General features: G+C 34.8%; 10 protein-coding genes. 5 read left to right on the forward strand and 5 right to left on the reverse strand.

What is annotated here, in order from left to right; genetic code table 11:
- Nucleotides 1–23: 23 nt before the first annotated feature.
- Nucleotides 24–1,505 (reverse strand): helix-turn-helix domain-containing protein, encoded by a 1,482-nt coding sequence (locus tag ACM55K_RS00990; protein ID WP_416848363.1) that lies wholly within the window; start codon nucleotides 1,503–1,505, stop codon nucleotides 24–26.
- Between the two features lie 119 nt (nucleotides 1,506–1,624).
- Between ACM55K_RS00990 and aceB the strand changes: the two genes are divergently transcribed.
- The 4 genes from aceB to ACM55K_RS01010 all read left to right on the forward strand — a co-directional run bounded on the left by aceB (nucleotide 1,625) and on the right by ACM55K_RS01010 (nucleotide 7,069).
- Nucleotides 1,625–3,226, forward strand: coding sequence for a malate synthase A (aceB, locus tag ACM55K_RS00995; RefSeq protein ID WP_416848364.1), 1,602 nt, complete (start codon nucleotides 1,625–1,627; stop codon nucleotides 3,224–3,226).
- A 30-nt stretch (nucleotides 3,227–3,256) separates the two neighbouring features.
- Nucleotides 3,257–4,537 (forward strand): isocitrate lyase, encoded by a 1,281-nt coding sequence (gene aceA, locus ACM55K_RS01000; RefSeq protein ID WP_416848365.1) that lies wholly within the window; start codon nucleotides 3,257–3,259, stop codon nucleotides 4,535–4,537.
- 161 nt (nucleotides 4,538–4,698) lie between these two features.
- A complete protein-coding gene (locus ACM55K_RS01005) occupies nucleotides 4,699–5,991 on the forward strand; it encodes an aminopeptidase P family protein (protein WP_416848366.1) in 1,293 nt (430 codons plus the stop codon).
- A gap of 277 nt (nucleotides 5,992–6,268) precedes the next feature.
- Nucleotides 6,269–7,069, forward strand: a complete 801-nt coding sequence (locus ACM55K_RS01010) for a TIGR00266 family protein (RefSeq protein ID WP_416848367.1) — start codon at nucleotides 6,269–6,271, stop codon at nucleotides 7,067–7,069.
- 34 nt (nucleotides 7,070–7,103) lie between these two features.
- Here ACM55K_RS01010 and ACM55K_RS01015 read toward each other — a convergent pair whose 3' ends face one another.
- Nucleotides 7,104–8,342, reverse strand: a complete 1,239-nt coding sequence (locus tag ACM55K_RS01015; protein WP_416848368.1) for an AbiH family protein — start codon at nucleotides 8,340–8,342, stop codon at nucleotides 7,104–7,106.
- A 106-nt stretch (nucleotides 8,343–8,448) separates the two neighbouring features.
- On the opposite strand from ACM55K_RS01015, the gene ACM55K_RS01020 reads away from it, so the two are divergent.
- Nucleotides 8,449–9,231 carry an alpha/beta fold hydrolase gene (locus ACM55K_RS01020; protein ID WP_416848369.1) on the forward strand — a complete coding sequence of 261 codons (783 nt, stop codon included), beginning with the start codon at nucleotides 8,449–8,451 and terminating at the stop codon, nucleotides 9,229–9,231.
- On the opposite strand, the gene ACM55K_RS01025 is transcribed toward ACM55K_RS01020, so the two are convergent.
- From ACM55K_RS01025 to kbl, 3 genes are all read right to left on the reverse strand, one after another.
- Complete coding sequence (locus ACM55K_RS01025) at nucleotides 9,228–12,002, reverse strand: PD-(D/E)XK nuclease family protein (protein ID WP_416848370.1); 2,775 nt, start codon at nucleotides 12,000–12,002, stop codon at nucleotides 9,228–9,230. The two genes, ACM55K_RS01020 and ACM55K_RS01025, sit on opposite strands and share 4 nt — an antisense overlap.
- A gap of 65 nt (nucleotides 12,003–12,067) precedes the next feature.
- Nucleotides 12,068–13,501, reverse strand: a complete 1,434-nt coding sequence (locus tag ACM55K_RS01030) for an OmpA family protein (RefSeq protein ID WP_416848371.1) — start codon at nucleotides 13,499–13,501, stop codon at nucleotides 12,068–12,070.
- A 133-nt stretch (nucleotides 13,502–13,634) separates the two neighbouring features.
- Nucleotides 13,635–14,828, reverse strand: a complete 1,194-nt coding sequence (gene kbl, locus ACM55K_RS01035) for a glycine C-acetyltransferase (RefSeq protein ID WP_416848372.1) — start codon at nucleotides 14,826–14,828, stop codon at nucleotides 13,635–13,637.
- Nucleotide 14,829 lies beyond the last annotated feature (1 nt).

The following is a 14,829-nucleotide window of genomic DNA, read 5'->3' on the forward strand; positions in this document are numbered from 1 at the left end:
TTTTACTTAAACAGAGCATCCGTTTAACTGAATTTGCTCATATATTGTTGTACGATTAAATCTGTGTTTTCATTTCGAGTCTTTTGCTCTAACTGAATTGGAGGCGAAGCTCTTTCCAAACAATTTTTCACCGCACAAGTTTCACAAGTCACCCCAACAATTTGTTTTTGTATGGATTTATTATCAATGATTTTAAACTTTTTCTTGACACTTGGCGTAATCAATATTCCCACTGATATACTTCTTAAACAATCTTTTTTGAAAGGATCAAGTGTCGCTGAAGAAAATACCAAATACTCATTATTACTATTGTCATAACGTGAAATTTGCGCATCAAAAAAGTGCATTTTATTTTGTTTAATTGCATTTTCAATTGTTTTAATTGAAACCCATCTTCTACAATAATGCTCATTCATTTCATTAGCGTGTGGCTCCTGTTGATTGGTAATGTGTAATTCTTTTTTAATTTGATACGTATCAGCACCAATTTTGTGTGACAATCGAAGGAAAAATAAATTTTTTAACTGAAAATCCTTTGGTAAAATATTCGTCAGTCTTTGATAGAAGGATTCAGGCGAAACATTAAATTTACCCATAAGCTCAATCATTTCCTGTGGTTTTGGATCCGTTTTCAACAAAAACACATTCAACTCATCAATCAATTTTTGCCTAGGAATAAGTAACGCTCCAGCAAAATAAGAAGCGTAAAAATTATTCAGAACCTGATCAAAATTATCAAATTTTATCCAACTGAACGTGTACAACCTTTCGGTAATTTCAAGGTAATTATAAGCAATTTCTTTTGCTAAAATAAAAGCTTTTTGAGGTTCATCAATATCTAATGAAAGCAACAAAGTCTTGCTTTTAGGGACGAATATAGACCTTAAATCACCCAATTCTTCTTGTTCCGAAAAAACAATCTCATTAATTGTATAACCATATTCTTCAGTTAATATGGCTGATAATTCTTCAATAGAAATTTTAGCATCAATATTTATATGAAACGCTTTAGAAAATTGCAACACTTTCAATTCTAAATCTTCAAAATAATTATTGTGTGCTTCTTGATACGAACGCAACGCAGCTAAGAAGAAACTTTCACGGGTTAAATTATAATGTTGTGCAATTTCAATAATCGTACTTATAAAGGCATTCACTTTAGCTGGCGCATTGGCAATGATATCGATAAGATCGTTTTCTTGAATCCCAAAAATCTCCAAAGGAATTTCTTTTAAAATTCCTGATTTTAAGATTTCACCTATAGGAGCCAGATTATTATCCAGCTTTAAAGACACCATATGATCGTACGAAACGTCCAATTTTTCAGACAAAAGAATAATCTTATCTGTTTTAGGATATTTTTTTCCTTTTTCAATTTCATTTAAATACGATTTTGAAAGGTCAGTAATTTTTGCCAAACCAAATAGTGACAAATTCTTATTTGTTCGAGCCTGCTTGAGCTTCAACCCAAAAATCAACTTGATGTAATCCTTTTCTACATTCATAAATTCAAAGATACGCTAAAAAACAAAAATGTCAAAAAAATATTTTTTTCATTTTTAGCGTACGTTCGCTTGTTTTGTAAAAACTTTTTTATAATATTGTCATGTAAAACATATTAACCATGATACACCAACCAGAAACAACCGAAAGAGAGTTCCAGTTTTCTACTGAAACGAATCAGCATTATCCTGAAATATTGACGGATGAAGCCATTGAATTTTTAACTGATTTACACAAAAATTTCAATAACAAAAGACTTTTGTTATTAGAGGAAAGAAAAAACCAACAAGTCAGATTTGATGCTGGTGCTTTACCTTGTTTCTCTACCGAAACAAAAAGTATTAGAGAAAGCAACTGGCGTGCGGCAGCAATTCCAAAAGATTTATTAGACAGAAGAGTGGAAATAACAGGCCCTGTTGATAGAAAAATGGTTATCAATGCACTGAATTCAGGAGCAAAAACCTTTATGGCTGATTTCGAAGACAGCACTTCCCCAACTTGGAATAACCTAATGACTGGTCAACAAAATTTAAAAGATGCCGTAAATAAAACCATCACTTTAGACGACCCTTTAAAGAACAAAAAATACTCATTAAATGAAAATACAGCAGTTTTAATTGTTCGTCCAAGAGGATTGCATTTATCAGAAAAAAATATTTTGATTCACGGTCAACAGGCTTCAGGTTCACTTATTGATTTTGGTTTATACGCTTTTCATAATCACTTAGAACTGATAAAAAATGGAACTGCACCCTATTTTTATTTACCAAAACTGGAACATTATTTAGAGGCAAGGTGGTGGAATGAAGTTTTTGAATTTGCACAAGAATATTTAGGAGAACAAAACGGGACTTTCAAAGCAACAGTTTTAATCGAAACAATAACTGCCAGTTTTCAATTGGACGAAATAATCTTCGAATTGAGAGATCATATCGTAGGTCTTAATTGCGGAAGGTGGGATTATATTTTTTCTTACATCAAAAAACTAAGAAATAACCCCGCCTTTATTGTTCCAAATAGAGATCAAGTAACAATGACATCGCCATTTATGAGCGCCTATTCACAATTGGTAATTCAAAGATGCCACAAACGCAACATACATGCAATAGGTGGAATGGCAGCTCAAATTCCTATAAAAAATGATGAGCAAGCCAACACAATTGCTTTCAACAAAGTGATTGCCGACAAAGAACGAGAAGCAAAAAATGGACATGACGGCACTTGGGTAGCCCATCCAGATTTGGTTTCAATTGCCATGACAGTATTCGACAAGTATATGCCAACGAAAAATCAAATTCATGTAAAAAGAGACGATGTACACGTTACTGAAAAAGACTTACTGGAAACCCCAGAAGGAACAATTACCGAGGAAGGCGTTAGAAAAAACATCAGTATCTCCGTTTTATATATAGCCTCATGGCTCAATGGACAAGGTGCTGCTGCATTACATCATTTAATGGAAGATGCCGCCACTGCCGAAATTTCGAGATCACAATTGTGGCAATGGCTCAAAAACGAAGTGGTTTTGGATAATAAAAAAATATTAAATGAAGAATGCTATCACAGAATAGCCATGGAAGAATTTGAAAAAATAAGAAAAACTGTTGGAGATGAAAATCATGAAAAACAGAAATACAGGTTAGCGGAACAACTGTTAGACACGCTTGTTGTAAACGATAATTTCATCGAATTCTTAACCATTCCAGGGTACAAATACATCTAAAAATAAACCAAACAAACCATAAAACATATTATGAAAACAACAGAAACAAGAATTCAGGAATTAGTTGCCGATTGGATAACAAACCCAAGATGGAAAGGAGTTGAACGCCCATACACAGCTGAGGAAGTTGTAAAATTGCAAGGTTCTTATGTTATAGAACATAGCGTTGCTAAAATTGGCGCCAATAATTTATGGAAAAAACTTAATTCTCAGGATTTTGTTGCCGGACTTGGTGCGCTTACCGGAAATCAAGCAATTCAAGAAGTAGAAGCGGGGTTAGATGCTATTTATTTGAGCGGATGGCAAGTTGCTGCTGACGCAAATGTTGCAGGAGAAATGTATCCTGACCAATCTTTATATCCTGCAAACAGCGTTCCATTAGTTGTAAAACGAATCAATAATGCGCTTTTACGTGCAGATCAAATACAAGTTGTAAACGGAGCTACGGATAAAAAACAATACTTAGTTCCTATAGTTGCTGATGCTGAAGCTGGTTTTGGTGGTAATCTAAATGCATTCGAATTAATGAAATCGATGATTGAAGCGGGTGCTGCCGGGGTTCACTTTGAGGACCAATTGAGTTCTGCTAAAAAATGTGGACACTTAGGCGGAAAAGTATTAGTACCAACACAAGAAGCCATCAATAAACTGATTGCAGCACGATTAGCATCCGATGTAATGGGAACGCCAACGTTAATTGTTGCCCGTACAGATGCTGATGCGGCCAACTTGTTGACAAGTGATATTGACCCAAGAGACACAAAATTCATTACAGGAGAAAAAACGGGAGAAGGATTTTTCTATGTAAATTGTGGTGTTGAGCAAGGAATTGATAGAGGATTGAGTTATGCTCCTTATGCTGATTTGATATGGATGGAGACCAGCAATCCTGATTTGGCTTACGCAAAACAATTTGCTGATGCTATTCACAAAGAATTTCCCGGCAAAATGTTGGCTTATAATTGCTCTCCATCCTTCAACTGGGCTGCTAAATTATCTGTTGCCGAAATGGAAACTTTCAGAGAAGACTTAGCTGAAATGGGATACAAATTTCAATTTATCACTTTGGCTGGATTCCATGCACTAAACACGAGCATGTTCGAATTATCAAAAGCGTACAAAGAAAGAGGAATGGCTGGATATTCTGAATTACAGGAAAGAGAATTTGCATTGCAAAAACACGGTTTCAAAGCAGTAAAACATCAAGGTTTTGTAGGAACATCTTATTTTGATGCAGTTCAAAACACCGTTACAACAGGAAAATCTTCTACAATAGCCATGAAAGATTCTACTGAAGTAGCACAGTTTTAAGCAAAACTTATTTCATTAAGAACACAAAGCGTTCAATTTTAAAATGTATTTTTTTTCTTGCGCGCTTTGTGTTTTTTTTTATTTAAAATTTGACGAATTCATAATAAAAAACGATTTAAACTTAGTATTTTTGAGTAATTAAAAGTTTAAACCGTATTGCTATGAAATACCATCAAATTGACCGGGATTTATTTATAAAAAATCGCACCAAATTCATGGCTCAGATGAAGCCAAAAAGTATTGCTGTCTTCAACTCTAATGATATTTATCCAATAAGTGCCGATAGTACGATGCCTTTTGCACAACACCGTGACATCTTTTATTTAAGCGGAGTGGACCAAGAGGAAAGTATTTTATTGCTTTTTCCTGATGCACCATACGAGCATCAAAGAGAAATGGTATTCTTGAAAGAAACCAGCGAACACATTGCAATTTGGGAAGGCGAAAAACTAACCAAAGAACGCGCTTTTGAAGTTTCAGGAATCAAAACCGTGCATTGGTTACAGGATTTCGAGAAAATTTTATTCGAAATGATGACACATTCGGATACGATTTACATCAATACCAACGAGCATTACCGCGCCACCGTGGAAACCGAAACCCGTGAAGCCCGTTTTGTAAAATGGTGGAAAGAGAAATATCCTGCGCATGCAGTTGCAAAAAGTAATCCCATATTACAACGCCTTCGTTCTGTAAAAGAAACCGAAGAATTGGATTTAATCCAAAATGCTTGCAACGTTACTGAAAAAGGTTTCAGAAGATTATTATCCTTTGTAAAACCAAATGTAACCGAATACGAAATCGAAGCAGAGTTGATCCACGAGTTCATTCGCAATCGTTCCAAAGGTTTTGCCTACACGCCAATTATCGCTTCCGGAAATAATGCTAATGTGTTGCATTACATCGAAAACAACCAACAATGCCACGTAGGTGATTTGATTTTATTGGATGTGGCTGCAGAATATGCGAATTATTCCAGCGATATGACGAGAATGATACCTGTTTCAGGAAAATTTACCGGCAGACAAAAACAGGTGTACGAAGCCGTTTTACGTGTAAAAAACGAAGCGACCAAAATGCTTACACCAGGAACACTTTGGAAACAATATCATTTTGAAGTGGGAAAAATCATGACTTCAGAATTACTTGGTTTAGGATTGCTGGACAAAGCCGATGTACAAAACGAAAACCCGGAATGGCCCGCTTACAAAAAACATTTCATGCACGGAACTTCCCACCACATGGGATTGGACACGCACGATTATGGAATCCTGACTGAACCAATGCAAGCCAATATGGTTTTCACCGTAGAACCGGGAATTTACATTCCTGCCGAAGGTTTCGGAATCCGTTTGGAGGACAATGTAATCGTTCAGGAAACCGGCGAACCATTTAATTTGATGCGCAACATTCCTATTGAAGTGGATGAAATTGAAACGTTGATGAATTGTTAAAATCCTTTCAAATATAACCAGAACGGCTTACAGCAATGTAGGCCGTTTTTTATTGGGGCGCAACCCAGCCTCCGTAAACTCCTGCTGCGTCGGGCTATTCGCTACAAGTCCTCGCACCGCAAAAAAATGCTGCGCTGTGGGCTTTCCGCTACTATCCCTTGCGCACTGCACCCAGAAAATCTATAACTCCATAACATCAATTCCAAAATCCATCTTAAAACTGTAACTTTATAATCCAGCTTCCGACTTATTTAAAAAACCTTAAACTACAGAAATCATGCAAGCACACGAAATAGACTACCACATTTACGGCGAGGAAATGCAATATGTGGAAATAGAATTAGACCCACAGGAAATTGTAATTGCCGAAGCAGGAAGTTTTATGATGATGGATAATAATATCCAAATGGAAACCATCTTTGGCGACGGCTCCGGACAACAAACCGGATTGTTTGGTAAACTTTTAAGCGCAGGAAAAAGAGTCCTAACCGGAGAAAGCCTCTTCATGACAGCGTTCATCAATCAAAACAATACCAAAAGTAAGGTTTCCTTCGCATCGCCTTATCCTGGAAAAATAATCCCAATTGACTTAACCCAATTTGGCGGAAAATTCATTTGCCAGAAAGATGCATTTTTATGTGCTGCCAAAGGCGTTTCTATAGGAATCGAATTCTCTAAAAAACTCGGTCGCGGATTGTTTGGTGGTGAAGGTTTCATTATGCAAAAAGTAGAAGGTGATGGTCTGGCGTTTGTCCATACCGGCGGAACATTAGCAAAAAAAGAATTAGCCGCAGGCGAAATCCTAAAAGTCGACACGGGTTGTATTGTTGGTTTTACCAAAGATGTCGATTATGATATTGAGTTTATTGGCGGTATAAAGAATTCTATTTTTGGCGGCGAAGGCTTATTTTATGCCACTCTTCGTGGTCCGGGAACGGTTTACATTCAATCCTTACCTTTCAGCCGACTCGCCGACAGAATCATCGCATCTGCGCCAAAAGCTGGCGGAAACAGTCGCGACGAAGGCAGTTTATTAGGCGGATTAGGAAGTCTTCTTGATGGCGACAGACGATTTTAAATTTTATAAACGGCTTTCAGAAATGGGAGCCGTTTTATTTTAAAGGAAGTTGAATTTGTGGTAAAGGTTGACAAAGAGTTTTGTTTACAATCTTTTCTCTCATTAATTTCTTCTTGTTAAAATGTCTAGATATGTTTTGAGTGATTTCAGTATAATTATCCTTGACAATTTTACCATGTTCATCTTTTGTTTCATGATAAAAAATTTTAATGGAGCGACAGTTATTATGTTCAAAAACAGTATTCAATAATGTTCTATCCGATAACCCACAAGAATGTCCCATTATATATACTTGATAAATATCGCTATCAATTAAATCCAAAAGTCTTTTATAATTTGACGTATGTAAGTATTGAAAAGATTTAATGTTTTTTAAATATTCATTATCATTTTTCTCTTCAATTTCTTGATACTGTTTATCCATTTCATCCCCAAAACCAAAGTTAATTGGATTACTTTTATCATCTAATCTTCCATGAATTTCATTAAGTGAATCAAGATCTAAACCCAATAATTTTGAGTAATTAAAAACCGTAGTTGTATAATTAAAACTTAGAAAGTAGGTATCTAAACTTAATTCGTCTTTAAAAAGTCCTTGTTTCGGAATATCTCCAAGCGAAAGAAATTCTTTTTCAAATTTATCAAATCTATCTTTGATAACTTGAACATCTCTATTAGACAATTCCGTTAAGAATCTATCAAGCTCATGTTTTTCATAATAACATTTGTTAAAAATCTCAACAAATTCCTCAACTGAATCTTTTGAAAAATCATATTTCTCCTCTACATTTTTAAGCAAATACTTTTCTAGGAGACCTTTAACTTGTTCAAATTCTTTATTTAATTTAATTATTTTATAATTATTATTTTGTTTAACACACTCTTTTAAAAGTTTATAATATTCATTTTCTATATCAACCCAATTTTGAATTGAATCTTCGGAAATTTTTTTAAAAAATAAATTTTTAAATTCCATAACAAATTCACCATACTTCTTTTCCGCATTTCTTCCTATGAAATTATTTAATTCTTCATAAGATTTTAAGTCATCAATAGCTTTATATTCAGATAAATTATACGAGTGTCCAAACTTGCATATAATTGTAACAAACTCATCATTCTTGTTTATTATGGTTTTAGTTCCTTTAGTGTCACATACATTCTTCCAATAATCATTAATAAAATCACTGTATTTCGTCGGTAACCCATGAGCCAAATCAAATCCATTTCCAATAATCACAAGTCTGTTCATATTTATAATTGCTTTTCTCAAATATACTATTTTTAATACAAGCGTATTCATGAATTGCTTACATGAACTTATATTTCTTAAATGGTTAAAAAAATAAAATGCTACTTTTGTAGACTAAATTTCCATTTTGAAACAAATTCTCTTTAAAAACACCAACATCTCCTATTCCGATACCGGAAAAGGAACCGTTATTGTCTTGCTTCATGGTTTCTTGGAAAACAAAGGCATGTGGGATTTTTACATTCCGGAATTTGCTAAAAAAAACCGCGTCATCACGATTGATTTATTAGGACATGGCGCAACGGAATGCTTGAGTTACGTACAAACGATGGAAGATAATGCAGATGCGGTTCATGCTGTTTTATCGGAACTGCGCATCCGGAAAGCCATTTTTGTCGGGCATTCTATGGGTGGTTATGTGGCTTTGGCTTTCGCCGAATTATACCCTGACACCATAAAAGGATTAGTTTTACTAAATTCAACTACAAGAGCGGATAGCGAAGAACGAAAAATAAATCGGGACCGAGCTATTAAAGCCGTAAAACAATCTTTTATCAATTTTGTTTCGCTCTCCATCGCAAATTTATTCAACGAATCCAATCGAGAAAGATTGTCATCAGAAATCGAAAGCGTTAAAAAAGAAGCCTTAAAAACGCCACTTCAAGGAATTGTTGCCTCACTCGAAGGAATGAAAACAAGAAAAGACCGGGAAGTTTTATTGCATCTGACACCGTATCCAAAACTATTAATTCTTGGCGAAAAAGATCCTGTTCTAAATTACGAAGAAACTAAAGAACAAATAGAAAACACTCAAGTAGAACTGGTTACATTTCCAGACGGACACATGTCTCATATTGAGAATCGAGAAGAATTATTAAAAGTCTTATTAGCTTTTTTTAAAAGGATTTAAATTATTTTCTCTTCAAAAGGAATATTCTGATCTAATATTTCGCTTAATAACAGTACTATTTGTTCGAGATATTTACTCAAAACTTCTTCATTTATAATTGAATTTATTTCTTTGTCTTCTTTAAAATTAAACGGAAGAAATCCTGCTTTCAAATTTTTAAAAGAAATAATCCCTGCTTCAATTGGTTTTCCTTGTGCTTCATTTTCGTACATGAATGCATAAGCCAAAACCTGAATGATTTTATCGCTTTTAATATCTTCGGTTAATCCTTTCCAGGATTTTAGCGTGACGCTTGCTTTTTCTACTTTACCCGTTTTATAATCGATAATTCGAATGATTCCGTTGCGCTCTTCAATTCTATCCACGTTTCCTTTTATCAATACCGGAAAAGGTAAATTAGGATGATTTAAAGTACGTGCGAATGTTTGTTCTAAAGCAATAATTTTGATTGCGTCCCCATTTTTGATACTTTCCAATTCTACTTTCAGGAAATTTGAAACATTTCGTTTCGCCACTTCAAAAGCCAATAAATTTCGCCCTTTTTTGATTTCGCCTTCTTTGTAAACCAATTTGAATTGCTTCAAAACCTCAGCGTCAATTTGTTTGAAACAGTTTAAAATGTCACTTTCTGAAATAAATTTCCCAATGAACGGCTCATATAAAACCTTCAAAGTTTCATGAATAATGGTTCCCAACGTATTCAGCGCAATATTTTCTTCGACTTCTTCGACTTCTTCGACTTCGCTGATGCGTAAAATCTTCTGGAAATAAAACTGAATCGGATTTCGTATATAACTCGTCAATGCCGATGGAGAAAAACCTTTCTCGGCAATTTCTTTCAATCGCACCATCACACTTTCCGATTTTGGGATTACCATCGGTTTATACGCTGTTTCAGGTAAAACAGCATTATAAATTTCGTGCGTAAGGGTATGATTTTTTTGCTTTTCGACTTCCAGTTGGGTGATGAATCGGCTTTTTTCACCCGCATCCAACCCTTCGCTTTCTGTATTATACAGTAAATAAATGTTCTTTGCTCTTTGTAATAAATGATAAAAGTGATATGTATAAATAGCATCTTTTTCTTTGAATGTCGGCAAACCCAATTCGCGTTTCACATCATACGGAATAAAAGAATTCTGCGATTTTCCAGCTGGAAATTTCCCTTCATTCATTGAAGTGACAATAACGGTGTCAAAATCCAAAACACGACTTTCTAAAACTCCCATAATCTGTAGACCATTCAACGGTTCTCCTTCAAAGGAAACTTCGGCCAAATCAATTACTTGTTTGTAGATGGCATAAAGTGTTTCTATTTTATCAATATGTTCGTGTTTCGAATAGTAATTAATCAATTTATTAATGACTTTGAAAATGGCAAAGACAAAAGACTTGGTGATTTTTTCTTCCTCGTTGTCGTTGCTTAAATTGTTTTTTATTGTCTGCAATAATTTGGAAATTGTCTCTAATACCGGAATTGAACCATGCTCCCATTTTTGAAATAACAAAAGAAACAACTCCGATGGATTTACATTTAATTCCATCAATTTATGATGGGTAATAAAAGTGTAATTATTTTGATTGATAATTTTGACTAACACATTAGTTTTAGCATACGGTTCCACCAAAGGGTGTGTCAAGATATCCAATACATCTTTGTAATACAAGACATAACTTTTGGCATTTCTAGACATAGCATTAGTATGCATTTTAAACAATTTGGCAATCAAAATCTGGGCTGGATTGTTCTTACTCGAATACCCCATAGTAATATTCAAAGCACCAACGCTTGACGGTAACGAGTATAAAAGTGGAACCAAAAGATTTTCCTCCCCAAGAACCACAGCCACTTTATCAAGCTTACCTTCAGGATTTTCATTGATAACATTTTCAATAATACTTCCAGCTATTTTGGCCTGACCAATCGTTTTTGGTGTTCCAATAACTCGAATGTTTTTAGTCTGCGAAAAATCATTTACAATCCATTCAAACGGATGCAGCTTATAATGTTTCCAACTTTCTTTGAAACGCCTTACAAACAGTCCTGCATCGTGATATGGATCGTTCAGAAAGGTTTGATCAACATCCCAATATACCTTGGCTTGATCAGAAGCAATAAGATGTTGGATTATTTTTTCTTCGGCAGCATTCAGTGCGTTAAACCCTGCAAATAGAAATTGTTTGTTCTGTACTGAATTCGAAAAATGGTTTAGGTTATTTACCGCTTCACGATAAATCAAGCCTTGATAACCGATTCCTTTATTCAATAAATGACTATAAAGTGATTGATAATAATTGGGTAGTAATTTCCAAAAATCGATATATTTCTCTAATAATACAGTCTTATTTTCAACTTCAATTCCCCATTTTTTTATGTCTTCGATATCCTTCAGATACGAAAGAACATGGGAAGGTTCTAATAAGTACCGGTCAATTTCATTAAAATCCTGTAATAGTGTTTTAGCCCAATTGGCAAATAATTCGAATGATTGTTGGTTTGTTTTATCAGTAATAGATAGGTATACTTCATAAAATTCAAATAAGAGCTCAATCGGATCAATAGTACGAATGCCTGCTATGTCTTGAACAAAGTCTTCAATGCTTATAATTTCAGGAGAAAGTATATTTGAGGTTACCTGATTTTTCAGCGCTTCAATTAAAAATATTTTTGCCCTTTTGTTTGGTAAAACAACAATCGTATTGGATAGATTATCTGAATAGTTATTAATTAAAACTGCGGCTATTTTATCTAAAAAAGAAGTATTTGTCATTCTATAAAAATAAAAAAAACGCCCCGATAAATCGAGGCGTTTTCCATAAATATTTTAGAAAGAAATTATTCTTTAATCAAAGATATTTCAACTCTTCTGTTCATTGCTTTACCTTTTGCAGTTTTGTTAGTTGCAATTGGTTTAGTTTCTCCAAAACCTGTAGATCTAAGTCTATCAGCAGCAATTCCGTTTTCAATTAAATAATTTTTAACTGCAGCAGCTCTGTTCTCAGATAACGTTTGGTTAAGTTCATTACTACCATCACTATCACAGTGACCTTCGATCATGAATCTTGAATAAGGATATTCTTTTAAGATTGAAGTGATTGATTGTAAAACTGTGTAGGTACCTTTTTGGAAAGTAGCTTTACCAGAATCAAACAAGATTATTTTACCATAGTTATTTAAAGTTTTCATAACTTCTTCTGAAACTTCTGGACAACCTTGATTAGCAACAGTTCCTCTTACGTCTGGACATTTATCATCTTTGTCTAAAACACCATCTCCATCAGTATCTGGCCAAGGACAACCTGCGTTTTCTTTAGGACCTGCAACAGTTGGACATTTATCATCTTTATCAGCTACTCCATCTCCATCAGAATCTGGACAACCTTTTAATGCAGCTAAACCAGCAACTTCTGGACAAGCATCATCCTTATCAGCAATTCCATCTCCATCAGTATCAGGACATCCGTTCAATGCAGCTAAACCAGCAACATCTGGACAAGCATCAGCACTATCTTGAATTCCATCTCCGTCAGTATCAGGACAACCATTGAATTGTTTTAAACCAGCAACTTCTGGACACGCATCATCTTTGTCATATATTCCATCACCATCAGTATCTTTACCTCCAAATTTGAAAATAAGACCTGCACTGTGTTGAAAATGTGATGGAGCGTCAGGAGTTCCCGAAGCATCTTCTCTATCACCAAAAGATTTTTTGTATTTTGTTGCAAGTTCTAATCCAATGTTTTCAGTAAACCATAAAGTAAGACCAGCACCTGGATTAAGAGTTCCATAACTACTGTCTCCAAAGAATGTATATCCTCCACCAACAGATAATGACGGATCAATTACTTTAGAGTTGATTAAGTTCATCAAACTGTATTTAATAGTTGCGTCAACACCGTAATACATTAGGTCTCCAGGATTAGAAACTATGTATCCACGAGAATCATGACCAACAGCAGTTGGAGCAAATTTCACATATTTATCAATTTTGTTTACAGAACCAGTAAGTCCAAAAGAGAAATTATCACCTATGTATCTAGATACACTAATGTATGACACAGAAGGAAGAATGTTCCAGTTGTCTTTAACAGCGAAAGGCTGAGAAAAATGTCGGTCTAACCAATTATGCCCACCACCAGCACTAGTTTTAGTGTCAACGGCATTAACCCCAAAAGAGATTGCCCATGGATTGTTACTGTCTTGTGCGTGAGAGCTTAAACCCATCACCATCATTACGGCAACTAAAAGTTTGTTAAGATGTTTCATACTTAATTTTTTTAATTACAATTTAGTTAATTACAGACAAAAGTAACTCGTAAATTTTTAACTACAAAATGAAATGTTAAAAAAAACCTATAAAAATCGCTAAAAGTGGAAATTATATAACTTCAAATCAAAATTACACAACATTTAACATTCTGCCAACTTCAATAAAAGCACTAATTGCCTTATCTAAATGAGCGATTGTATGTGCTGCAGACAGCTGCACTCTGATTCTTGCTTTATCCTTAGGGACCACAGGAAAAAAGAAGCCAATAACATAAATTCCTCTTTTTAAAAGCTCATTTGCCATAGTTTGGGACAATTTTGCATCATAAAGCATCACAGGAACGATTGCTGAATCACCATCAATAATATCGAAACCAGCTTTTTTCATTCCCTCTTTGAAATAATTTGTATTCCATTCTAACTTATCGCGTAACACAGTATCTCTTTCTAATATTTCAAAAACCTTTATAGAAGCTCCAACAATGGCTGGCGCAAGGGAATTAGAAAACAAGTAAGGTCTGGAACGTTGGCGCAATATTTCGATAATTTCTTTTTTAGCAGTAGTATACCCACCCATTGCTCCTCCAAGGGCTTTACCTAATGTTCCAGTAATGATATCTACCCTTCCCATTACGCCTTTTGCCTCAAGTGTCCCTTTTCCGGTTGCGCCTATGAATCCGGCAGCATGACATTCATCCACCATTACCATTGCATCATATTTATCTGCTAAATCACAGATTTTATCCAAAGGGGCCACAACTCCGTCCATAGAAAAAACGCCATCAGTAACAATTAATTTGAAACGAGTTCCAGCCTCAGTAGCTTTGATTAATTGTTGCTCCAAATCTTCCATATTGCTATTTTCATAACGATAGCGAGCCGCTTTACACAAACGAACCCCATCTATGATAGAAGCATGATTTAAACTATCTGAAATTATTGCATCATTTTCTCCTAGCAACGGCTCAAAAACACCACCGTTAGCATCAAAAGCGGCGGCATAAAGAATAGTATCTTCTGTCCCATAAAATTCAGAAATCTTTTTTTCCAATGTTTTATGGATATCTTGAGTCCCACAAATAAACCGAACTGATGACATTCCGAAACCGTGTGTATCCAAAGCATCTTTAGCAGCCTGAATTACTTCTGGGTGCGATGACAATCCAAGATAATTATTAGCACAAAAATTTAAAACTTTCTCACCTGTAGAAATAGTGATTTCTGCTCCTTGTGGCGAAGTGATGATTCTTTCTTTTTTGAAAATTCCGTTATCTTCAATAGTTTGCAATTCTGACTGTAAGTATTCTTTGATTTTTCCGTACATT

The sequence above is a fragment of the Flavobacterium arabinosi genome (assembly GCF_048158725.1).
In the GTDB taxonomy this organism is placed as follows: Bacteria; Bacteroidota; Bacteroidia; order Flavobacteriales; family Flavobacteriaceae; genus Flavobacterium; species Flavobacterium arabinosi.

Bases quoted from the DNA above. Each gene is read 5' to 3' on its own strand.
- ACM55K_RS01010 (WP_416848367.1), top strand. From the start codon at position 6,269: ATGCAAGCACACGAAATAGACTACCACATTTACGGCGAGGAAATGCAA.
- ACM55K_RS00990 (WP_416848363.1), bottom strand. From the start codon at position 1,505: ATGAATGTAGAAAAGGATTACATCAAGTTGATTTTTGGGTTGAAGCTC.
- aceB (WP_416848364.1), top strand. From the start codon at position 1,625: ATGATACACCAACCAGAAACAACCGAAAGAGAGTTCCAGTTTTCTACT.
- ACM55K_RS01030 (WP_416848371.1), bottom strand. From the start codon at position 13,501: ATGAAACATCTTAACAAACTTTTAGTTGCCGTAATGATGGTGATGGGT.
- kbl (WP_416848372.1), bottom strand. From the start codon at position 14,828: ATGTACGGAAAAATCAAAGAATACTTACAGTCAGAATTGCAAACTATT.
- ACM55K_RS01005 (WP_416848366.1), top strand. From the start codon at position 4,699: ATGAAATACCATCAAATTGACCGGGATTTATTTATAAAAAATCGCACC.
- aceA (WP_416848365.1), top strand. From the start codon at position 3,257: ATGAAAACAACAGAAACAAGAATTCAGGAATTAGTTGCCGATTGGATA.
- ACM55K_RS01025 (WP_416848370.1), bottom strand. From the start codon at position 12,002: ATGACAAATACTTCTTTTTTAGATAAAATAGCCGCAGTTTTAATTAAT.